The following is a 19,985-nucleotide window of genomic DNA, read 5'->3' as shown; positions in this document are numbered from 1 at the left end:
CAAAGCGGAGCGTGCCCACCATTAGCAAAACGCGATCGCGGAGAGATGGTGGGCACGGCGCGCGAAGTGCGCGCCCAGTCGCCCACCTTGCAGGACCTCGCTCAATGCAGCCTGAACACGCCGTCCACGGCGCGCAGTTCGGCCGGCTTGATCAGCTTGGAATGCGCGACGGTCACCGAATGAAGGGGACCATCGAGCTTCTCCTGCCAGAAGGCCAGGAAATCCTTCAGCGCCGGGAATTTCGGAAACATGTCGTAGTTCTGCCAGACATAGGTCTGGAGCAGCGAGGGATGATCCGGCATTCGATAGAGAATTTGCGCCGTCGTCAGCCCATACCCCAGCACTTGCTTGCGGAAATCGTCCGAAACAACCCCAACCCGCGTGACCATGCCAACCTCCTTTGCAGGAGCGCATATTCAGGGGTGGCTCGGTTTCACCGGGAGCCACCCGGTGGAGATGCGCTCACATGAGACAAATGTGACGCAAACTGACAATCCATCTCAAGCCCAAAAGTTTAACAAGCTGTTGAAATTCAATGCGTTAGCAGCAGAAGGGGCACCGTGCTAATACGGTCCCTATAGCCCGGCTCAAGGCTGGTTAACGATGGCAAGGAATTCTGGCAGCCGGCGCTTCCGAGTGCTTATTTTTCTGCTAGAAGCCCTTGCCCCCGCAAAAATCCTGCCCTATTTGAAGCTTGCCTGCGTAGCACTCGCGGGTATCGACTGCTAACACCCCGAAATCATCAACCCGAGCAATTGCTTAGGAGGACTGCATGAAATTCCGTCCGCTTCACGACCGCGTCGTGGTCAAGCGCATCGACGCAGAAGAGAAGACCGCTGGCGGCATCATCATTCCCGACACGGCCAAGGAAAAGCCCTCGCAGGGCGAAATCGTCGCTGTTGGCCCCGGCGGCCGCGACGAAGCCGGCAAGCTGATCGCGATCGACCTCAAGGTCGGCGACCGCGTGCTGTTCGGCAAGTGGTCCGGCACCGAAGTCAAGATTGACGGCCAGGACCTGCTGATCATGAAGGAGAGCGACGTCATGGGCGTTCTCGAAGTCAGCGAGTCCAAGAAGAAGGCGGCCTAAGAGCCTCACCCTCTCCAGTCAAACCCTCAAGGAAAAATTCAGATGGCCTCCAAAGAAGTCAAATTCGGCGTCGATGCACGCGACAAAATGCTGCGCGGCGTCGACATCCTCGCCAACGCCGTCAAGGTGACGCTCGGCCCCAAGGGCCGCAACGTCGTGCTCGACAAGTCGTTCGGCGCTCCCCGCATCACCAAGGACGGCGTCACCGTCGCCAAGGAGATCGAGCTCGAGGACAAGTTCGAGAACATGGGCGCGCAGATGGTGCGCGAAGTCGCCTCCAAGTCGGCTGACGCGGCCGGCGACGGCACCACCACCGCAACCGTGCTCGCGGCTGCGATCGTCCGTGAGGGCGCCAAGTCGGTTGCCGCCGGCATGAACCCGATGGACCTCAAGCGTGGCATCGACCTGGCCGTGGAAGCCGTGGTCGCCGACCTCGTCAAGAACTCCAAGAAGGTCACCTCGAACGACGAGATCGCCCAGGTCGGCACCATCTCCGCCAACGGCGATGCCGAAATCGGCAAGTTCCTCTCCGACGCCATGAAGAAGGTCGGCAACGAGGGCGTCATCACGGTTGAGGAAGCCAAGTCGCTCGAGACCGAACTCGACGTCGTCGAAGGCATGCAGTTCGACCGCGGCTACATCTCGCCTTACTTCGTCACCAACGCCGACAAGATGCGCGTTGAAATGGACGACGCCTACATCCTCATCAACGAGAAGAAGCTCTCCTCGCTGAACGAGCTGCTGCCGCTGCTCGAGGCCGTGGTGCAGACCGGCAAGCCGCTGGTGATCGTCGCCGAGGACGTCGAAGGCGAAGCCCTCGCGACCCTGGTCGTGAACCGCCTGCGCGGCGGCCTGAAGGTCGCGGCCGTCAAGGCTCCGGGCTTCGGCGATCGCCGCAAGGCCATGCTCCAGGACATCGCGATCCTGACCGGCGGCCAGGCGATCTCGGAAGATCTCGGCATCAAGCTCGAGAACGTCACGCTCAACATGCTCGGTCGCGCCAAGAAGGTGATGATCGACAAGGAGAACACCACGATCGTCAACGGCGCCGGCAAGAAGGCCGACATCGAAGCGCGCGTGGCCCAGATCAAGGCGCAGATCGAGGAAACCACCTCGGACTACGACCGTGAGAAGCTCCAGGAGCGTCTGGCCAAGCTCGCAGGCGGCGTCGCGGTGATCCGCGTCGGCGGCGCGACCGAGGTCGAGGTGAAGGAGCGCAAGGATCGCGTTGATGACGCGATGCATGCGACCCGCGCGGCGGTCGAGGAAGGCATCGTCCCGGGCGGCGGCGTCGCCCTGCTCCGTGCTTCCGAGCAGCTCAAGGGCCTGCGCACCAAGAACGACGACCAGAAGACCGGCGTCGAGATCGTGCGCAAGGCGCTCTCCGCGCCCGCTCGCCAGATCGCGATCAACGCCGGTGAAGACGGCTCCGTGATCGTCGGCAAGATCCTCGAGAACAAGACCTACGCCTACGGCTTCGACTCCCAGACCGGCGAATATGCCGACCTGGTCAAGAAGGGCATCATCGACCCGACCAAGGTGGTCCGCACCGCGATCCAGAACGCAGCCTCGGTTGCGGCTCTCTTGATCACCACGGAAGCCATGGTCGCCGAATTGCCCAAGAAGGCCGGCGCCGGCCCCGCAATGCCCCCGGGCGGCGGCATGGGCGGCATGGACTTCTAAGTCCAGCCATTCAGGCAAACTCGAGAATGCGAAACCCCGGCAGCGATGCCGGGGTTTTTGTTTGGGACACATTCCGCGCGGCGCTACGCGCCGCCCCGGAATGACGAGGCGCCTACTGAATTTTTCCCAGTCGCTTAAAGCGCAACTCGCCGCTGTCGTTCTGCGACCAGAAGATCCGCGTCACCCGGCCGACGAGGTTGTCCATGGGAATGAAGCTCATCGCCGACGTCATGCGGCTGTCGGTGGAGTTGTCGCGGTTGTCGCCGAGCGCGAAGAAGTGACCCGCTGGCACCGTGAAGACGCTGCTGTTGTCGAGGTAACCGCCATCGATGCAGTCGTAAGTCAAATAGCTGGCGCCGTTCGGCAGCGTCTCGCGCCAGCGCTTGATTTTCGCGCCGGCGTCTAACCCGCAGGCGAATCCCGTGCTTCGTCGATTTGGTCGTGCGGCTCTCGGGCTGCGTTCAACCGCACCGAGCCTCCCGATTCCGCAAGCGATCAGTTGCGTGACAGATCCTTGAAGCAGTGGCGGACCCATTCGATCGCAAGGCGAGTCGCCGGATCGCGCTTGAGATGGTTCTGCACCAGGAGCCAGACGTCGCGGCGCTTCGTCAGCAGCGTTGCGCGCAGGCTGCGGTCGGCGAGCAGGTCGGCGCAGCTAAGTTCGGGCAGCACGCCGATCGCCTGATGCGACTGGATCATGGTCCTGACCACGCGGAAATTGTCGGTCACGCAGCGCGCGTTCTTCAACCGCCTGGCGCGCAGAAACTGCGCCTCGGGAATGGCGTCGAGTTCATCCGGAAAGACGCAAGCGATCGGCTCGCCGCCCGCGCGGTCGACGGGCTCGAAGAAATACAGCCGCAGATCGGCGAGCTTGGAGATCGTGAAGTCGCCCTTCTCCGGCTTGCGCAGCCGAATCGCGAGATCGGCCTGCCAGCGCGAGAACTTGACGTTGCCGCTGGCGGTGAGGAATTGCAGGGTCAGCCCCGGATTGTCGTGCAGGAAGCCCGGCGCATGCGGCGCCAGCAGCTGCTCGGCCACGGTATTGGTCGAGGCAATGCGGATGCGGCCGACCGGGCCGGGCTGGCTTTCACCGATGCGATCGATCGCCGCGACATGCGCGGCCATCGCGCCGACGTGCTCGAGCACGGCTTCGCAATGCCGCGTCGGCCGGCGCAAGCCGTCAACGGCATCGAACAAGGGCACACCGAGGTCGCGCTGGATGCGCGCGAGCCGGCGGCCAACGGTGGTCTCGTCGATGCGCAGCCGCGCGCTGGCGCCGGCATAGGTGCCCTCGTCCCTCACCGCGGCGATGATGCGCAGATCGTCCCAGTTCATCGTCCGCCCAGCCTAGCAGGCGCCCACTGGTCCTGCAAATTCGCAGCCATACGCTGCAATAGTCCTGCACAATGGCAGGCCGTGCCCGCGGTAGTCTTGCGGTCGGACCATTTCGCCCTCATCGCGCGCAGTGACGCGCTCGTCTGATCCGGGAGGCCACATGCTGCAACTCTATTTTTCGCCGATGGCCTGCTCGCTCGCCAGCCGCATCGCGCTGATGGAGGCGGGGCTGAACGCGCGCTATCATCGCGTGAATCTCGTGACCAAGAAGCGCATCGAGGATGATGGCGATTTCCGCGGCATTTCGGCGAAAGGCGCAGTGCCGGTGCTGGTGCTGGAGAATGGCGAGCGGCTGACGGAGAGCGCGGCGGTGCTGCAATATATCGCCGACCTGAGGCCGGAGACGGGGCTAGCCCCGCCTCCCGGCCACGTCGATCGTTACCGGCTCCAGGAATGGCTGAGCTTCATCGGAGCCGAGATCCACAAGGGATTTCTGTTTCCGACCTTCTGGTACAAGGACGAGGCAGCCAAGGCGGCACGCGTGCGGATCGAGGAGAGCGTGGCGTTCGCGGCCGACCATCTGAACAGCCGCGCGCATCTGGTCGGGGATCGTTTCACGGTGGCCGATGCCCATCTGACCTGGGCGCTATTGCTGCTTCGCTACGCCCGCGTCGAGATCGACCGCCATCCGTCGCTGGTCAGCTACCTCGAACGCATGCAGGCGAGGCCCGCCGTGCGGGAAGCGATCGCCACCGAAAGCGCGCTTCGGAAGACCGGCGCAGTTTAGGCGCGGATCAATCGATCCGCGCGACCACCGCGAGCCTGCGGATGCCCTTGTTGCGGTAGGCATCGAGGAACGCGTAGTAGTCCTTGAACGACACGCAGCCGTTGGAGTCGCCGTTCGGTCCGAGCATGAAGGTGTGCGCGAGCAGGCCGTCGCGGCCGTAGATCGCGCTCTCGCCGCCGATCGGCATCAGCCGCAGCGCGGGCACGCCGTGGAACAGCGCTTCGCGCGGCTTAAGGTCGTAGATGTGAGGCGGGGTCACGCCGCGCATGCGGACGCGCGACGAACGGGGATCGTCGAGATTGGAGCCGAGGCCTGAATGCGCCTCGAGCCTGGTCCCGTCGGGCAGATACACCGTCTTGGCGGTGATGTCGTAGACCGCGGTGGAGCGGTCATACGGCGCCGAACCGCCGAGCATCGGGTTCTGTTCCTTCGGCGCGATGCTCGCGGTGACGCTGGCATCGGCCGACGCATAGGCGAGCAGGCCGCCGGAGGGCTCGCGCTTGCCCCAGAGCTTTTCGACCATCGACTGCCGCGGCCCGGTGATCGACATCACCGCAGCCTTGGCGCGATCGGCAAAGGATTTTGGCTTCGGCGCGGGCGCCGGCACGATCTCGGCCGGATCGGCCGAAGCAAGCTGCACCGGGGCATCGGCACGCTTGGGCTTGGCGGCATCCGCGAGCTTTTCAGCAACCTTGGACGGGTTCAGCGGCTTCAGCGCTTCCGGGACCCTCGCGACGACGGTGGGCTTCGCGGGCTCCTTAGTGGACTCCTTGGCTTCGGCGACCTTCGTTGCCGGCGCAGCGCTCGCGGCGTTGGAGTCCACGCCCTGGGTCGCAGCCGCAGCAAAGCGCTCGTTGAACATTTCGCGCGAGATCGGCGTGACGACCTGCACCCGGTCGGGCAGCAGCGAGAAGGCTTCCTTGATCGCCGCACCTGCCTCGCGCAGCGCAACCTTGGGCGCGCGCTTGATCACGGGCTCGTCGTAGCCAATGCTGCCGACGGTCGGATAGACGCTCGCGGCGAGGATGTTGGTGTAGACGGTCCAGCCGGCGCCAAGCACGACGCAGCCGATCAATGCGGCGCCAAGCCCGCTGTGGGTGGCCATTTTCCGGGAAGGCTTCCGATTTGGATTCTTGGGCTTCCGTGCCGCGTTACTCTGCGCAGCGATACTCGTACTCATTCGCCTTGCGTCCAGGACGGTGTCACTCAGTCCCCCTTCGAAGTGCCGCTGGTCACGTTCCGGAGACAGCATTTCGCAGAGGCTCGGAGCGGCATTAAGGCGACTTTTAGTTAAATGCGGATTAAGTTCTGGCGGAGCTGGGGCAACCGGCCAGAGGTGTCCCATTTAGAGAAAAATCCCGCAGAACTACGGACTTACGCGGCACTGTTAACCATGTTTCTCGGCCGGTTCGGCGCGATGATCTGGCGTCTCCGACCGCAGCCTATGACGCATCCAACTGCGTCCATTCCGTGATCTTCGATGCCGTCGATTCATAGCGACCAGCGTTGCGCGAAGCTGGTGCGTTTCGGCTGACCGAAACTTGATCGCGCGCGCTCTGGCAAAGACTGCAGCTACAAAATAGCTGCAGGCAACGCATTCTCGGTAGCCTCCGCGTAAGATACTATTCTCTATCAACCTCACCCTTGAGATGTGCCGAGCGCTGAAATGGAGGCTGGCATGGCAAAGGTTGCGCGCGCCGGATTTTTTGCCCTGGCATGCTCGCTTGTGTTGACGGGGTCGGCTGCCGCGCAGCCTGCGGCCAATGCGGGCTGTACGTCCTCGGCGTCGGCTGCCGGCACGCAAACCTGGCGCTGTGACAACGGCATCACCATCGTTGCCGAAAATGGCGCCCGATTTGAACTTAAGGACGCCAACCGCGACGGACATATTGACTCCGTCGAGTTGAGCAGCAAAGCCCTGCTGATCGAGGTGCCGAAGAAGCCCGGCGGCAATCCCTTCAAGGTGCTGACGCCGCAGGCGATCGCAGCGGTGCGCGGCACTAAATGGGCGGTCGACGTCGGTGACGCGAAGACGTCCGTTTTCGCCGCCAATGGGCGCGTCGGCGTAATTCGCAGGGCCCGTGGGCGCGGCGTCGTACTCGGCCCCGGCGAAGGCGTCGACGTGGAAGCGACCGGCCCGCTGGCCGTCAAGCCATGGGGCCAGCCGCGCATCGACGCCTTGATGGCAAGGCTTGGACTATAAGGCTTGGTCAATAAGGCTCGGTCAACAAGGCTTGGACAACAAGGCTTGGACAATAAGGCTAGAAGATTGCAGTACGACGTGATGATGAGCCGACGCGTTCAGATCCTGGTGGCCCTCGTCCTCACCGCATTATGGGGCGGCAGCATCTATGCGGCCCACGCCAGCGGCCATCTGCGCTTTCTCGATCGGCTCGAGGCCACGCTGACCGACCTGCGCACGCTCGCCCGTGGCGTGCAGCGTCCGCCCGATCTCGTCACCATCGTCGCGATCGACGACACCGTGGTGAAGCGCGGCGGCAGCTATCCGTTGCCGCGCGCCGATCTCGCGCGCATCGTCGACACCATCGTGCAGTTCAAGCCGAAAGTCTTGGGGATCGACCTGCTGCTGGTCGACCGCAGTGCCGCGATCGGCGACGCCACGCTGGCGCATACGCTCGCCACCGGTCCCATGGTCCTTGCAGCCGCGGCGATCTTCCCGAGCGCCGATCAGACGGTGGCGCCGAGCAGCGAGGGCCTGCTCGGCGCCCTGCCCGAGGCCGAGCGCTTCCTGCTACCGCTGCCGGCGTTCGCCGATCACGCCGATGTCGGAATCGTCAACGTTGCGACGGGACAGTCGGGCTCTCCCCTCTCCGTGCCCATGCTGTTCCGGACGCACGACAAGGTCGAGCTGTCATTTCCGCTGCGAGTCGCGAGCCGCGCGCTCAACAAGCCGCTGACGATCGCGCCGGATCACCTCATGCTCGGCGATCGCGCGGTGCCGACCGACACCGATTTTGCGTTGCCGATCACCTATTACGGCCCGCGCCGGACCATCCGCACCGTCAGCGCGCAGAGCATCTTTGACGGAACGCTGGACCGCGCGGCGATCGAGAACCGCATTGTCGTGATCGGCGCCGCGGTCGCCGGCGGCGGCGATTTCTTCCCGACGCCGTTCGACACCCTGATGCCGGGCGTCGAGGTGGTCGCGACTGCGATCACGCATCTCGTTGCCGGCGACAGCATCGTGCGAGACCGCAGGGTTCACACCGCGGACGCGCTCGCGGCGATCCTGCTGCCGATGCTGCTGGTGGGTCTGCTCGCGTGGCGGCGCAGCGCGCCTGGCCTGATCGCAGCGGCTGTGGTGGTGATCGCCTGGGCGGCGCTCAGTCTGATCGCATTCACGCACGGCGTCTGGCTGAATGCCGCGACGACGCTTGCGGCCGCGGTGCCGCCGGTCGCGATCTTTGCCGGCGTGCAATTGTGGGCGGGCGACCGCCGCACGCAATACCTCACAGCGAGGAGCCGGTCGCTGGCGCAATTCCAGTCGCCGGCAGTTCAGGAGTGGCTGGCGCAGGATCCCGATTTCCTCGCCACACCAGTCCGCCAGGACGCGGCGGTGATCTTCATCGATCTCTCCGGCTTCACGGCGCTGAGCGAACGGATCGATCCCGACCAGCTCCAGGACATTCTGAAGACGTTCCACGTGCTGATCGACAAGACCTCGGTCGATTGCGGCGGCATGATCACCAGCTTTCTCGGCGACGGTGCCATGATCCTGTTCGGCCTGCCAGCCGCGATGCCCGACGACGCGGCGCGCGCGCTGAAATGCGCCATCGACCTGCATCGCGGCGTCGAGCGCTGGATCGCGTCACTGCCGGCCGCGATCGGCGGCCGGCTCGGTTTCAAGATCGGGGCGCATTTCGGCCCGATCGTCGCCTCGCGTCTCGGCGAGAGCCACCAGCACATCACGGCCAACGGCGACACCGTCAACGTCGCGAGCCGGCTGATGGAAGTCGCGACCCAGAACGGCGCGCGGCTCGCATTGAGTGATACGCTGCTCGATGCGGCCGACTACCTCGGCGATCGCGACAGCACACTGCGAGGGCCGCTCCGCACGCAAATCCGCGGCCGCTCCGGCACAGTCGCCGTCTGGTTCTGGCGCGATGAGAGCCAATCGAGGCAGCCGGCGGCCGAAGCCGACGTGGCAAGCTGAGCGGGTCGCGCCGCTACGGCTGCACTTCCGGGGGTGGTGAGCGGTCCAGCACGTCGCCCTTGGCGCCTTCCAGCAGATCAACGGCATAGGTTTCGATGACGAGCGGACCGCGCTTGCGCTGCAATTCCGCAACGCGCGTCACCTGCGCAAAGAGGTCCCTGAGGAAGGGCTGGCCATCGGGACGCGGCTCGTCGACATAGATCAGCTTGCCCGCCAGCAGTCTTGCATCGGGCTCGGGCATGTTGACCCAGCGGATGCGCTGGTTCCGCTGCACCACGCATGTGCCGCGCGGCAGATAGAAGGCGAGCCAGCCCGTGGTGCCGTAATCCGGCGCCAGCACGCAAGTCGCCCCGGTCCGGACCCGCGCGGCTTCGATGCCGGCGGCAAGCTCGCGCCAGCCGACGCCGACGCTGCGCACGGTCGAATCGCGGCGGTAGCCGGACAGCCAGCCGGTATTGGCCTGCACGATGAGCGCTGCGAACATCACGATGCCGGCTGGCGCCGCCCAGCGCAGACAAAAATCCACCAGCCGTCGCGCACGCGGTTTCCACTGCACGAGATTGGCGGCGGCCGCCGCGGCGACGACAAAAGGCGGATAGACCGGCGCGAACCAGTTCGCCTCGACGCGGGCATGCAGCGAATGCCAGACGAAATAGCCGACGATGGTCCAGAACAACGCCTCGATCAGCACGCGCGAGGCCAGCGCGCCGGCGCGGCGCCAGGTCAGCGCGTGCAGCCCCATGGCGCCGAGGATGAAGACCAGCGGGGTTGCGAACGCGATCTGGGTCGGGATCAGCTCAGCGACGAAGACAGGGCGGAAATCCTCGATCCGCGCGCGCCCGAGCTGCTTTGCGAACGAGACCCATTGATGATCCGCATTCCAGAGGATCACTGGCGAAAACAGCGCGAGCGCAACGAGGCCGCCGAGATAGGGCCATGGCGAGAAAAACCAGCGCCGCAGCTTCGGGACCGCCGCGAGCCAGATCAGGATCGCAGGGCCAAAGAACATGGCGGTGTATTTCGACAGCAGCGCCGCGCCGACGGCGGCGCCGACCGCGAGCCACCAGGCACCGCGGCCGGTCTCGAGCAGCTTTGCGAGAAAAAACAAAACGAAGCTGGAGGCCACCAGCAGCGGCGCATCGGGCGTCACGATCAGCGTGCCGACCGCCGCCATCAGGGTGACGTTGAGCAGGATGGCGCTGGTCGCCGCCACCCGCGCGCCGCCGAACAGGATCGCAGCCGAGCGGTAGATCGCGTAGCTCATCGGCAATGCAAGCAGGACCGAGACGAGGCGGACGCCGAGCTCGGTATCGCCGGCGATCATGGTGCCGGCGCGGATCACATAGGCGACCATCGGCGGATGGTCGTAATAGCCGCCCGCCAGGCTCTTCGACCACATCCAGTAATAGGCTTCGTCGAAGGTGATCGGCGTGAAGGCGGCCGCAACGAGCCGCAAGCCGACCAGCGCAAGGATCACCAGCGCCGTGTTGCGGATAATCCGCGCGTCAGCCCCGCCCATGCCAGATTCCTCGGCGCGCTATTTCTTGCGCCAGACGAACAGTCCGGACATCGCGTAGTTCCACACCACGCCCATCAGCGCGCCGGCCATGCCGGCCAGCCACCAGATCGGCTCCTGGTCGTAGACCGAGAAGGCGACGCCGACATTGGCAAGCAGGCCGACGCTGCACACCACGTAGAACATGATCAGGCCGCTCAGGAGCGCAAAACCCTTCAGCCGCTGATCGCGATAGGTCAGGAAGTTGTTGAGGACGAAATTGCTGGTCATGGCGACGATGGCGCCGGCGGCCTGCGCCTCCGCGAACGGCACCTTGATCAGCTCGAGCGCAATGAACAGCGTGGTGAGATGCACCACGAGACCGATGCCGCCGACCATCGCGAACAGGATGAAGCGCAGCGAGACGGTGTCATTGCTCAGCTTCGCCAGCACCAGGCCGATGAAATCGAGCGCGACCATGGAATCGAGCTTGCTCTCGCCGTGCTGGCGTTGACCGAAGGTGTAGGGAATCTCGACGGCGCGCAACGTGCCATGCGCGGTCGCAACCAAATCGAGCAGGATCTTGAAGCCGTGCACCGACAGCTTCGGCGCCAACTCCTCGAAACGGTCGCGACGAACCATGAAGAAGCCGCTCATGGGATCGGCGATCTCGACCCGCAGCATCTTCTTCGCGACCTCGGTCGCAAGCGCGCTGGCGCCGGCACGCTGCTTGTTGAAGCCTTCGCTCTTGTAGCCCTCGATGTAGCGGCTGCCGACCACGAGGTCGGCCTGCCCGCTTGCAAGCAGCGACAGCATTTTCGGCAGTTGCGTCTCGTCGTGCTGGAGATCGGCGTCGATCACGGCCGCATAGGGTGCGCTGGAGGCAAGGATGCCCTCGATGCAGGCTCCGGACAGGCCGCGGCGGCCGATGCGGCGGATGCAGCGCACGCGGCTGTCGCGCTGCGCCAACGCACGCACCACGTCCCAGGTGCCATCGGGCGAATTGTCATCGACGAACACGACCTCCCAGGCAACGCCGGCAAGCGACGCTTCAAGCCGCCGGTACAGCACCGTGACATTGTCGCGCTCGTTGAAGGTCGGGACGATGACCGAAACTTCCGGCGATCGCGAGCTCGCTTGGGGGGGATTTTCGGGGCCCGGTCTGATCGCTTCATTCATGACGGCAGCGTATATCCGCCGCGTCCTGCGCTGCCAAGCCGGGGTTTCTCTGGGGATCGGCCCAAAAGGGCCCCAAAATGCCAACGACCCCGGAACGGCGGACCGCGCGTACATCCGGCGCGGGCCAAGCTATTCCAAGGTCGTTTCGACAACGGAGATTGTCACTCAACGTTGCCGTCTCAGCCCAAATAGGAACGGCACGGGCGCCTCGCAAGGGGTCGGAACTGCCTTTTTCGGGCCCTTATTGGTTCGGGACTTCCCGGATCACCGGGCCGCGCGGTGCGGGCGCGGCGGGGGCCGCGGGCGCCGCAGCAGGGGCTGCGTCGGACTTCACCGGCTTGGGCGGCTTGCCATATTGGCCGATCGGCCCAAACACGACAGCGACCGCAAGCACCACCGCAGCGACGATCGCGCCAAAAATGCCCCCTACCGACTCAGACGACATGCGAACCCGTCCCCGTTCCAGATCGGCCCAGTAATACCACGGATGAACGCGCGGCCGGAAGGGGTCCGCCACTCCCCTACTGTACTGGCGGCCGGTGCTTGACGAAGGCCGTCACGATGTCCTTCTGCGCCGACTCCACCGCCCTGTTCGCGGTCGCGAGATGGGCGCCGGCATCGATGGTCGGATACTGCGCGGTGAGATAATCAAGCAGCGCCACCCGGTAGGACTGGCGCTCCGACGGACAGGCCCCCGCGACCGATCGGCCAAAATCCTGTTCCGACAGGCCCTGATTGCTATTCCGCGAATATTCGCGCGCCAGGCAATGCCAGTAATCGTCGCGGCCCTGCATCGCGAGCTTCTGCGCACCTTTCGCGTCGTCGTCCTCCGCCATGACAGCTGATGTCGTGACGGCAGAAGTGATGGCGGCAGATGTCATCATTGCGAGCGCCGCTCCCATCATCAGCATCCGCATCTTGTTCTCCTTTTTTTTGCAGATTCCACCGCGAGCTTAGACGGGAGACGGCAACTGGCCAATCACATCTGGTTTGATTAGGATGACGGCCCTCCCCTCCTCGACGATGTGAGTTGCGCCCGTGGCCAAAGCAAAAACCGCGTCAAAAAAATCCGGCAACATCTTCATCGGCGTCGGCGGCTGGACCTTTGAGCCCTGGCGCGGCGTGTTCTATCCGGAAAAGCTGACGCAGGCGAAGGAGCTCTCCTATGCGGCCTCGAAGCTGAGCTCGATCGAGATCAACGGCACCTATTACGGCTCGCAGAAGCCGGAGAGCTTTCGCAAATGGGCAAGCGAAGTCCCGGAAGGTTTTGTGTTCTCGGTGAAGGGGCCACGCTTTGCCACCAATCGCCGCGTGCTGGCGGAGGCCGACGATTCCATCAAGCGGTTCTACGATTCCGGCGTGCTGGAGCTCGGCGACCATCTCGGCCCCGTGCTCTGGCAGTTCGCGCCGACCAAAAAATTCGACGGCGCCGATTTCGGCAAGTTCCTCGAGCTGCTGCCTCGCAAGCTCGACGGCCGCGCGCTGCGCCATGTCGTGGAGGTCCGCCACGACAGTTTTTGTACGCCGGACTTCGTCGCGCTGATCCGCGAATTCGAAACGCCGGTGGTATTTGCCGAGCATGGCAAATATCCGGCGATCGCAGACGTCGCCGGTGATTTCGTCTACGCGCGGCTTCAGAAGGGTAATGACGAGATCAAGACCTGTTACCCGCCGAAGCAGCTCGACGCCTGGAGCAAGCGGTTTCAGGCCTGGGCCGAGGGAAGCGAACCCGACGATTTGCCGAAGGTCGACAAGGCCAAGCCGAAGAAGGAACCGCGCGACGTGTTCGCGTATGTCATTCACGAAGGCAAGGTGCGCGCACCGGCCGGCGCCATGGAACTGATCGCGCGCGTTGCCTGACGGGTGGTTCATGGCAAAGACAAAGAAGCTCTTCACCATCGGTTATGAGCAGACGCCGCCCAAGGCCGTGCTGGACGAGCTGGAGCAGGCCGGTGTCAAGCTCGTGGTCGACGTCCGCGCTGTGACATCGTCGCGGCGCCCGGGCTTTTCGAAGAAGCAGCTTGCCGCAGGCCTGGATGAACGCGGTATCGCCTACGTCCATCTCGCCGCGCTCGGTACACCCAAGGAAGGCCGCCTCGCCGCGCGCAGCGGGCACTACGACATGCTCGAAAGGATCTACGCGAAACACCTGAAGACGCCGCAGGCCAAAGAAGAGATCGACGAGCTCTCGGCGCTGGTGAAGAAGGCCGGCCCGGTCTGCCTGCTCTGCTATGAGCGCGACCACACCCACTGCCATCGCCAGATGATCGCGGAGGTGATCGAGGAGCGGGATGGGGTGGTGGTGAAGAATTTGGCGGGGCGACAGATGTAGTCTGCATGTCATTCCGGGGCGCGCATAGCGCGAACCCGGAATCCATCGGGCCACAGAGTCAGTCGATAAGTGGATTCCGGGCTCAGCGCTTCGCGCTGCCCCGGAATGACGAGCGGAGAGAGCGTGCTAGACGATGCGCCTCTACCCCTCCCCCGCCAGCCGGAACGTCCCTTCCATCATCTGCACGCAGTTGCCGCCGACATGGGCTGAAACGATCTTGCCGTCCTGCTTGCGCACGCGCGTCAGGAGCAGGCTTGGGCGGCCCATGTCATAGCCCTGCCCGACCGTGAGCTTCAACTCGGCGTCAGGCGTGCGATCGAGATCGGCGAACAACGCGGCTGCTGCGACGGTGGCGCTGCCGGTGGCGGGGTCCTCGACGAGACCGCTGGCGCCGCGCATGAACATCCGCGCTTGGCGTTCGCAAGGCGCCTCCGCCGCCGGCACGTCGCGCGTATAGAACCACACCGAGAACGCACCGTCGCGCGGAAGAACCCTACCGAACGCCGCCGCGTCGGGCCTGGCGCGCTTGAGCGCATCGCGCGAATGCAGCTCAGCCACCAGAAATGGCGTTCCCACGCTGACAACCTGCGGCGCGTGACGATCGATCTTGATGTCCTCCGCGGTCAAGGAGATGCAGGCCGCGACCTCTTCGGCGGAACACTGCGCGAGCCGCGAGAGCGGCTGCGGCGCCGTGAGTTCGGTGCTGACCACCCGGCCCTGCTCCCGCACGATCTCAACCGGCACGAGCCCAGCCTTCTCCTCGAACAGCAGACGCGGCTTCGGCTCCTTCGCGATCGTCGCGAGCACGAAGGCGGTGCCGACATTGGGATGGCCCGCGAACGGCAGCTCCCGCACCGGCGTGAAGATGCGCACCTCGGCGTCATTGGCCTTATCGCGCGGCGGCAGCACGAAGGTCGTCTCGGAATAATTGAACTCGGTCGCGATCGCCTGCATCTGCGCGGTCGAAAGCCCCGCCGCATCCAGCACCACGGCGAGCTGGTTGCCGCCGAAGGCGTGGCCAGTGAACACGTCGACGGTGATGTAGCGGCGCTGCATGTAAAACCCTCACGCAAATGGCGTGCCGCAACCGGCCGCCTCGCGCAGCACTCTACAAGGCGTGAACATCGTCCGTCATGCCCCAAAATTCGGAGCATTCGGAGCAATCGCGGAGAGCTTCAGAAGCGGAACAGCGGCTGGGGCGAGGCCAGCACTTTCGCGCGCTCGTCTTTGTCGACGATCAGCGCATCGAGAAATTGGCGGTTCTTCGCGTAATTCTGCGTTGCCTCGAACTGCGTGTGCGGCCAATCGCTGCCCCACAGCAGGCGATCGAGCCCGTAAGCGTTGCGCAGCAGCGGATAGGCCTCTTTCGCAAAACTCTCGCCCGCCGCGCCGTTGCGGTACGGCGCCGAGATCTTGACCCAGACGCTCCGGGTCGCCCCGAGCTTCAGCACCGACTGAAAGCCGGGATCGGCAACGCCGAGTTTCGGATCGGGCAGCGCGTAATGATCGAGCACCACCGCGACGCCGTGATCGAGCAGCTTCGGCGCAAGCTCGGCGAGATCGGAGGCGTTGCGCTGGATCTCGACCTGCCAACCCATCGCTTTCACCTCCGCAAGCAGCGTCTTCCATTCGGGGGCGGCGAGATCGGGCAAGGGCTGGCCGACAAGGTTGAGGCGGATGCCGACAACGCCGGCACGATCGAGCGCACGCAGCTCATCGGCAGCGACTTTAGGGTCGACGACGGCGATGCCGCGCAGGCGGCCGCTGGTCTGCTTCAGGCATTCGACCAGATAGGAATTGTCGGTACCGAGAAAGCTCGGCTGCACCAGCACGCCGTTGGTCATGCCGTTGCGGTCGAGCTGCTCGAGATAGAGCGACAGCGGCGCGTCATAGTCGGGCGCATAGCGACTGCCGGGCGCGAGTTTTAACCCGCGATGGAAGACATGGGCGTGGGTATCGATGGTCTTCAAGCTCGTCTCACTCATCGCTTGGCCCGCGGCGGCCAACGCCGGCACGAGGGATACAAGGCCGGCGCCGAACTGGCGGCGGGTCAGGCCACGCTGGCTGAACATCATGGTGATTGCTCCTCATTCTTCGTCAGGCGCGCGCCGCAGCAGTCTGCTCAAACACTTTGCCGCGGGTTTCGGGGAGGAGCAGCACCGCGATCAGCACAAGCGAATAGGCGAAGGCCGCGTCGATGCCGATTGCCGCTCCGAGCCCGATGTGATCGCTGAGGAAGCCGACCAGGAACGGGAATGCGGCGGAGACGATGCGGCCAAAATTGTAGCAGAAGCCGACGCCGGTGCCGCGCACGCCTGCGGGATAGAGCTCGCTGAACAGTGCGGCCATGCTGGCAGGGATTCCGGCTGAGAAGAAACCCAGGGGGAAACCGAGCACCAGCATCTGCGCGTCCGTCAACGGCGCGAAGATATAGACCAGCACCGTCACGATGCAGGCCGCCGCGAACAAGGCGACATTGGCGCGGCGGCCGATGCGGTCGCTGATGGTGCCGCTTGCAATACAGCCGCAGAAGAAGGCAAGGATGATGACGGCGAGGTAGCCGCTGGAGCCCAGCACCGACAGGTGCCGCACCTCGCGCAGATAGGTTGGCAGAAAGGTTGTCAGCGCGGCATAGCCGCCATGGGCGCCGATGCCGAACAGGCCGCCGACCAGGGTCGAACGCAGCACGTCGCGATGGAAGATGCCGGAGAGCGTGGCGAGGAACGGCGCGTTTGCGTCGGCTGCTGCGGCACGCGGCGGCTCTTTCAAACCACGGCGAATGAAAATGATCAGAAGCGCAGGCAAGAGCCCGATCGCAAACAGCAGCCGCCAGGCGATATCCGCCGGCGCATAGGTGAAGATCAGCGCCGACAGCAGCACGGCCGCGCCCCAGCCGACAGCCCAGGCGCTCTGCACCGAGCCGAGCGCCTTGCCGCGATGCTCGGGGCGGATGATCTCGGCCATCAGCACCGCGCCGCAGGCCCACTCGGCGCCGAAACCGACGCCCTGGATCGCCTTGAGTACGACAAGCTGGGTGTAGCTCATCGCAAACGCGCTGGCGAAGGTCGCCAATGCAAACGTCGCGACCGTGATCTGGAGTGCCTTGACGCGGCCGAAGCGGTCGCCGAGCGCGCCGCCGAGCCAGCCGCCGAACGCGCCGAAGAACAGCGTCACCGAGCCGAGCAGCCCGGCATCGGCCTTGCTGATGCCGAACGCTGCGATCAGCGCCGGAATCGCGAGGCCGAACATCTGGACATCGAGCGCATCCAGTGCCCAGCCGCCGAAGCTTGCCCAAAACGTCCGCTTCTCAAGCGGCGAGCATTCGCTGTACCAGTTCGCCATTGTTTCCCCCTGAATTCGTTATTGATTGATCTTGCTGAAGCCCGCTCTCACCGGATCTCGGCGTGGTAGCGGAAGCGATCGGCGGGTCCGCGCGACCGTCGCCATTCGATCGGCCGCCGCTCCAGATCGAGAGCGAGGCGCTCGATCACGATCAGCGGCGCATGCGCCTCAAGCCGCAGCAGCCGCGCCTGCATCTCGTTGGCCGTCTCGACCGTCAAGATTTCTTCGGCCGAAACCACGACCTCGCCGCAACGTTCTTCGTAGAGCGGATAAAGCAGGTCGCCGAACTCGGCGGTGTCGATCTCGAGGATTTTTGCGAAGCGCGATTGCTGGAGCCAGATCTCTTCCGCCAGCAGCGGTACGTCGTCGATCAGACGCAGGCGCGACAGGCTGATCACGGGCTCGCCTGTGGGAATGCGTAGCGCCGATGCGACAGCCGACGTCGCCGGCACGCTCTTGCGTCGGATGATGCGGCTCTTCGGAACGCGGCGCTCGCCGCTCTCGGACTGGAAACGAAAGAAGCGGAACAGCGAGGAATTGAAGCGCGCCCGCCGCACGAAGGTGCCGCGGCCCTGCTGGCGCTCCAGCACCACATCCGAGACCAGCTGGTCGATGGCCTTGCGGACGGTGCCGATGGCGACACCGTAATGCGTTGCGAGCTCGGCTTCGGACGGGATCGGCTCGCCGGGCCGCCATTCATTGCGGTTGATCCGCGCGGCGAGATCGTCGCGCAGGCGCTGGTAGCGTGGCAGGCGGTCGTCGAGCGGCGCTGAACTCATTTGGTCATATAGATGACTAGATGAATTCGGAGTCAAGCACTACGAAAATACCACGATGTTTGAGTCCGCCGCAGAAGACCCGCGGCCGGATCGCAGACTTCGCCGACCCGGCCGCGCCCAGCTCGATCGTCAGTTCGTGGTCTTCGGCATACAAGGCGGCTCCTTGTAGGGCGCGGTGGCATAGGCGCCCTCTGCGGGAGCCCTCACGCAGTCGCCCGTTGTGTGGAGTGCGGCGCGCCGCGCCGGCGCAGCGGCCACGGCGTAGGCTTGATAGACGGAAGCGGCGATCAGGGCAGCCGAGACGAAGCTCAATCGGATCATGGATCTTCTCCGCGTGACAAACGGAAGCCGAAAGATTTCGACGTCCTGAGTGCAGGAGCGGAATGCCGCCGCAGATATTTCATCGCGGGTCTTCAAACAAACGCGAGCGGCTTGCGAGGACGCCAAAAGCCTCCCTCACCCCAGCTGAAACACCGCCATCGGCTGCTCGTAACCGCGTACCGTGACCTCACCGAGCGCCACCGCATCGCCGCCGTCATCGCCCAGCGCCTCGCGCACGGCGGACGAGATCAGGAGCTGGGAGCCAAACTCCTTGTTCAGCGCCTCAAGCCGGGAGGCAAAGTTCACGGTGTCGCCGATCACGGTGTATTCCTTGCGCCGGGGCGAGCCGATATTGCCGGCGACGACCTCGCCGAAATGGATGCCGATGCCGATTCTGAGCGGCCAGCTCGTCTGCGCGTTGATGCGGTCCATCGCGCTCAGCATCTCGCGGCCGGCGGCGACCGCGCGATGGGCGGCGTCGGAGGCTTCCAGCGGCGCGCCGAACAGCGCGAGAAAGCCGTCGCCGAGAAACTTGTTCACGATGCCGCCCTCCCGATCGAGGATGTCGACCAGCACGGCGAAGGCGCCGTCGAGCCGGTCGACCACCTCCTGCGGCGTGCGCGACTGCGCGCCGGCGGTGAAGCCACGGAAATCGACGAACATCACGGCGACACGGCGGAGGTCGCCGGCAGCACTTGTGCCCTCCGCCATCAATCGTTCCACCACCTGAGGCGAGACGTGCTGGCCGAACAAATTAGTCACCCGGTCGCGCGCGGTGGCGGCCGCGATGCTCGCGGCAAATTGCCGCCGCAATCGCGCGCCGACGGCACCCGCGAGCACACCGCCGATCAGGATGATGGTGCTGCGCACGGCGTGAAAGTAGATCAGGGGTTCGCCGGCGTCGTCAGCCGAATTGTAGTACAGCGCGACGGCCAGGAGTTCGGCTGCGGCCACGAATCCCGTGAAGGTGGACAGCCAAAAATCGAGACGCAGCGTCGAAAGAATGATGAAGATGAAATAGGCCAGTGGCAGCACGAAGCCGAGCGCGGGCCCAGCGCCCATGCTGCGAATCTGGAGGATCAGGATGATCGTCGGCAGCGATGTTTCGATTGTTGCGCCGATATAGCGCCTGATCACCGGCAGGTCGCGATCGAGCTTGAGGTTTCGCGTGATCTGGCTGTGGACCCAGACCTCGAAGAGGATGAAGCCCGCCAGGAGGATGTATTCGCGGACAAGACCTCCCGTCCCGCGCCAGATCCGGTTCACGATGGCGGGGTCGATCAGGTAGGTCGAGGTGAGGAACAAGATCATCACGCAGCCAGTGATGATCAGCGCCTTCACCCGCAACAGCTCGGTGCGCAGCACCTCCCGCGTCAGCTCGCGCTCGAATTCGTCCGACAAAACGGCACGCTGCCGGGTTTTCCTGCTCGCAAAGATCGCCATTCCGCCCCCAGTCATTCCGGGGCGATGC

Annotated in this window: 20 protein-coding genes and 1 pseudogene; 7 read left to right on the top strand and 14 right to left on the bottom strand. The window is 64.6% G+C overall.

Translation table 11 applies throughout. The features are described 5' to 3' along the window. Nucleotides 1-101 precede the first annotated feature (101 nt). Nucleotides 102-389, bottom strand: a complete 288-nt coding sequence (locus AC0L2O_RS18905; protein ID WP_369722823.1) for an usg protein — start codon at nucleotides 387-389, stop codon at nucleotides 102-104. A gap of 383 nt (nucleotides 390-772) precedes the next feature. Here AC0L2O_RS18905 and AC0L2O_RS18900 point away from each other — a divergent pair, with 383 nt between their 5' ends. Next, on the top strand, nucleotides 773-1,087 hold the full coding sequence (locus tag AC0L2O_RS18900; RefSeq protein ID WP_369722821.1) for a co-chaperone GroES: 315 nt from the start codon (nucleotides 773-775) through the stop codon (nucleotides 1,085-1,087). A 42-nt stretch (nucleotides 1,088-1,129) separates the two neighbouring features. Then, entirely contained in the window at nucleotides 1,130-2,770 is a 1,641-nt protein-coding gene (gene groL / locus AC0L2O_RS18895) for a chaperonin GroEL (RefSeq protein WP_473370741.1), read from the top strand. A 112-nt stretch (nucleotides 2,771-2,882) separates the two neighbouring features. Here groL and lepB read toward each other — a convergent pair. Both lepB and AC0L2O_RS18885 read right to left on the bottom strand, forming a co-directional pair. Further along, nucleotides 2,883-3,191, bottom strand: a pseudogene (lepB, locus tag AC0L2O_RS18890) (signal peptidase I); the annotation flags it as partial. A gap of 74 nt (nucleotides 3,192-3,265) precedes the next feature. After that, complete coding sequence (locus AC0L2O_RS18885) at nucleotides 3,266-4,105, bottom strand: LysR family transcriptional regulator (protein ID WP_369722819.1); 840 nt, start codon at nucleotides 4,103-4,105, stop codon at nucleotides 3,266-3,268. 160 nt (nucleotides 4,106-4,265) lie between these two features. Here AC0L2O_RS18885 and AC0L2O_RS18880 point away from each other — a divergent pair, with 160 nt between their 5' ends. Continuing rightward, entirely contained in the window at nucleotides 4,266-4,892 is a 627-nt protein-coding gene (locus AC0L2O_RS18880) for a glutathione binding-like protein (RefSeq protein ID WP_473370740.1), read from the top strand. Between the two features lie 7 nt (nucleotides 4,893-4,899). Here AC0L2O_RS18880 and AC0L2O_RS18875 read toward each other — a convergent pair whose 3' ends face one another. Next, nucleotides 4,900-5,997 (bottom strand): DUF2778 domain-containing protein, encoded by a 1,098-nt coding sequence (locus tag AC0L2O_RS18875; RefSeq protein ID WP_473370739.1) that lies wholly within the window; start codon nucleotides 5,995-5,997, stop codon nucleotides 4,900-4,902. A 573-nt stretch (nucleotides 5,998-6,570) separates the two neighbouring features. Here AC0L2O_RS18875 and AC0L2O_RS18870 point away from each other — a divergent pair. Beyond that, nucleotides 6,571-7,095 carry a FecR domain-containing protein gene (locus AC0L2O_RS18870; RefSeq protein ID WP_473370738.1) on the top strand — a complete coding sequence of 175 codons (525 nt, stop codon included), beginning with the start codon at nucleotides 6,571-6,573 and terminating at the stop codon, nucleotides 7,093-7,095. Between the two features lie 84 nt (nucleotides 7,096-7,179). Beyond that, the gene (locus AC0L2O_RS18865) at nucleotides 7,180-9,066 is read left to right on the top strand and encodes a CHASE2 domain-containing protein (protein WP_473370737.1); all 1,887 of its coding nucleotides are present in this window, start codon (nucleotides 7,180-7,182) and stop codon (nucleotides 9,064-9,066) included. Between the two features lie 13 nt (nucleotides 9,067-9,079). On the opposite strand, the gene AC0L2O_RS18860 is transcribed toward AC0L2O_RS18865, so the two are convergent. The 4 genes from AC0L2O_RS18860 to AC0L2O_RS18845 form a co-directional block, all read right to left on the bottom strand. Next, the gene (locus AC0L2O_RS18860; protein WP_473370736.1) at nucleotides 9,080-10,585 is read right to left on the bottom strand and encodes a glycosyltransferase family 39 protein; all 1,506 of its coding nucleotides are present in this window, start codon (nucleotides 10,583-10,585) and stop codon (nucleotides 9,080-9,082) included. Between the two features lie 18 nt (nucleotides 10,586-10,603). Next, entirely contained in the window at nucleotides 10,604-11,740 is a 1,137-nt protein-coding gene (locus tag AC0L2O_RS18855; RefSeq protein ID WP_369722812.1) for a glycosyltransferase family 2 protein, read from the bottom strand. 241 nt (nucleotides 11,741-11,981) lie between these two features. Beyond that, nucleotides 11,982-12,185: a hypothetical protein gene (locus AC0L2O_RS18850; protein WP_369722810.1), complete on the bottom strand. Its 204-nt coding sequence runs from the start codon at nucleotides 12,183-12,185 to the stop codon at nucleotides 11,982-11,984. 76 nt (nucleotides 12,186-12,261) lie between these two features. Next, nucleotides 12,262-12,657 carry a hypothetical protein gene (locus tag AC0L2O_RS18845; protein ID WP_409188151.1) on the bottom strand — a complete coding sequence of 132 codons (396 nt, stop codon included), beginning with the start codon at nucleotides 12,655-12,657 and terminating at the stop codon, nucleotides 12,262-12,264. A 121-nt stretch (nucleotides 12,658-12,778) separates the two neighbouring features. Between AC0L2O_RS18845 and AC0L2O_RS18840 the strand changes: the two genes are divergently transcribed. Together AC0L2O_RS18840 and AC0L2O_RS18835 are read left to right on the top strand one after the other, a co-directional pair. After that, nucleotides 12,779-13,600, top strand: a complete 822-nt coding sequence (locus tag AC0L2O_RS18840) for a DUF72 domain-containing protein (RefSeq protein WP_473370735.1) — start codon at nucleotides 12,779-12,781, stop codon at nucleotides 13,598-13,600. A 10-nt stretch (nucleotides 13,601-13,610) separates the two neighbouring features. Beyond that, a complete protein-coding gene (locus AC0L2O_RS18835; protein WP_473370734.1) occupies nucleotides 13,611-14,072 on the top strand; it encodes a DUF488 domain-containing protein in 462 nt (153 codons plus the stop codon). Nucleotides 14,073-14,213: 141 nt separating this feature from the next. Here the strand turns inward: AC0L2O_RS18835 and AC0L2O_RS18830 are convergent, their stop codons facing one another. The 6 genes from AC0L2O_RS18830 to AC0L2O_RS18805 form a co-directional block, all read right to left on the bottom strand. Next, nucleotides 14,214-15,128: a PhzF family phenazine biosynthesis protein gene (locus AC0L2O_RS18830; RefSeq protein WP_473370733.1), complete on the bottom strand. Its 915-nt coding sequence runs from the start codon at nucleotides 15,126-15,128 to the stop codon at nucleotides 14,214-14,216. 119 nt (nucleotides 15,129-15,247) lie between these two features. Further along, nucleotides 15,248-16,147 carry an amidohydrolase family protein gene (locus AC0L2O_RS18825; protein WP_473370732.1) on the bottom strand — a complete coding sequence of 300 codons (900 nt, stop codon included), beginning with the start codon at nucleotides 16,145-16,147 and terminating at the stop codon, nucleotides 15,248-15,250. Nucleotides 16,148-16,169: 22 nt separating this feature from the next. Next, a complete protein-coding gene (locus tag AC0L2O_RS18820; protein WP_369722805.1) occupies nucleotides 16,170-17,414 on the bottom strand; it encodes an MFS transporter in 1,245 nt (414 codons plus the stop codon). Between the two features lie 47 nt (nucleotides 17,415-17,461). Next, the gene (locus AC0L2O_RS18815; protein ID WP_473370731.1) at nucleotides 17,462-18,193 is read right to left on the bottom strand and encodes a GntR family transcriptional regulator; all 732 of its coding nucleotides are present in this window, start codon (nucleotides 18,191-18,193) and stop codon (nucleotides 17,462-17,464) included. 129 nt (nucleotides 18,194-18,322) lie between these two features. Next, nucleotides 18,323-18,514, bottom strand: coding sequence for a hypothetical protein (locus AC0L2O_RS18810; protein WP_369722802.1), 192 nt, complete (start codon nucleotides 18,512-18,514; stop codon nucleotides 18,323-18,325). A gap of 135 nt (nucleotides 18,515-18,649) precedes the next feature. Further along, nucleotides 18,650-19,957 carry an adenylate/guanylate cyclase domain-containing protein gene (locus tag AC0L2O_RS18805; RefSeq protein WP_473370730.1) on the bottom strand — a complete coding sequence of 436 codons (1,308 nt, stop codon included), beginning with the start codon at nucleotides 19,955-19,957 and terminating at the stop codon, nucleotides 18,650-18,652. Nucleotides 19,958-19,985: the final 28 nt, after the last annotated feature.

This window comes from Bradyrhizobium sp. Kon10 (assembly GCF_055807395.1).
Note: the sequence above shows the minus strand (reverse complement) of the source record. Positions and strands in the feature narration are given on the sequence as shown.

Bases quoted from the DNA above. Each gene is read 5' to 3' on its own strand.
- AC0L2O_RS18885 (WP_369722819.1), bottom strand. From the start codon at position 4,105: ATGAACTGGGACGATCTGCGCATCATCGCCGCGGTGAGGGACGAGGGC.
- AC0L2O_RS18905 (WP_369722823.1), bottom strand. From the start codon at position 389: ATGGTCACGCGGGTTGGGGTTGTTTCGGACGATTTCCGCAAGCAAGTG.
- AC0L2O_RS18805 (WP_473370730.1), bottom strand. From the start codon at position 19,957: ATGGCGATCTTTGCGAGCAGGAAAACCCGGCAGCGTGCCGTTTTGTCG.
- AC0L2O_RS18900 (WP_369722821.1), top strand. From the start codon at position 773: ATGAAATTCCGTCCGCTTCACGACCGCGTCGTGGTCAAGCGCATCGAC.
- AC0L2O_RS18820 (WP_369722805.1), bottom strand. From the start codon at position 17,414: ATGGCGAACTGGTACAGCGAATGCTCGCCGCTTGAGAAGCGGACGTTT.
- AC0L2O_RS18855 (WP_369722812.1), bottom strand. From the start codon at position 11,740: ATGAATGAAGCGATCAGACCGGGCCCCGAAAATCCCCCCCAAGCGAGC.
- AC0L2O_RS18865 (WP_473370737.1), top strand. From the start codon at position 7,180: ATGAGCCGACGCGTTCAGATCCTGGTGGCCCTCGTCCTCACCGCATTA.
- AC0L2O_RS18870 (WP_473370738.1), top strand. From the start codon at position 6,571: ATGGCAAAGGTTGCGCGCGCCGGATTTTTTGCCCTGGCATGCTCGCTT.
- AC0L2O_RS18860 (WP_473370736.1), bottom strand. From the start codon at position 10,585: ATGGGCGGGGCTGACGCGCGGATTATCCGCAACACGGCGCTGGTGATC.
- AC0L2O_RS18850 (WP_369722810.1), bottom strand. From the start codon at position 12,185: ATGTCGTCTGAGTCGGTAGGGGGCATTTTTGGCGCGATCGTCGCTGCG.
- AC0L2O_RS18810 (WP_369722802.1), bottom strand. From the start codon at position 18,514: ATGATCCGATTGAGCTTCGTCTCGGCTGCCCTGATCGCCGCTTCCGTC.
- groL (WP_473370741.1), top strand. From the start codon at position 1,130: ATGGCCTCCAAAGAAGTCAAATTCGGCGTCGATGCACGCGACAAAATG.
- AC0L2O_RS18875 (WP_473370739.1), bottom strand. From the start codon at position 5,997: ATGGCCACCCACAGCGGGCTTGGCGCCGCATTGATCGGCTGCGTCGTG.
- AC0L2O_RS18835 (WP_473370734.1), top strand. From the start codon at position 13,611: ATGGCAAAGACAAAGAAGCTCTTCACCATCGGTTATGAGCAGACGCCG.
- AC0L2O_RS18830 (WP_473370733.1), bottom strand. From the start codon at position 15,128: ATGCAGCGCCGCTACATCACCGTCGACGTGTTCACTGGCCACGCCTTC.
- AC0L2O_RS18825 (WP_473370732.1), bottom strand. From the start codon at position 16,147: ATGATGTTCAGCCAGCGTGGCCTGACCCGCCGCCAGTTCGGCGCCGGC.
- AC0L2O_RS18815 (WP_473370731.1), bottom strand. From the start codon at position 18,193: ATGAGTTCAGCGCCGCTCGACGACCGCCTGCCACGCTACCAGCGCCTG.
- AC0L2O_RS18845 (WP_409188151.1), bottom strand. From the start codon at position 12,657: ATGCGGATGCTGATGATGGGAGCGGCGCTCGCAATGATGACATCTGCC.
- AC0L2O_RS18880 (WP_473370740.1), top strand. From the start codon at position 4,266: ATGCTGCAACTCTATTTTTCGCCGATGGCCTGCTCGCTCGCCAGCCGC.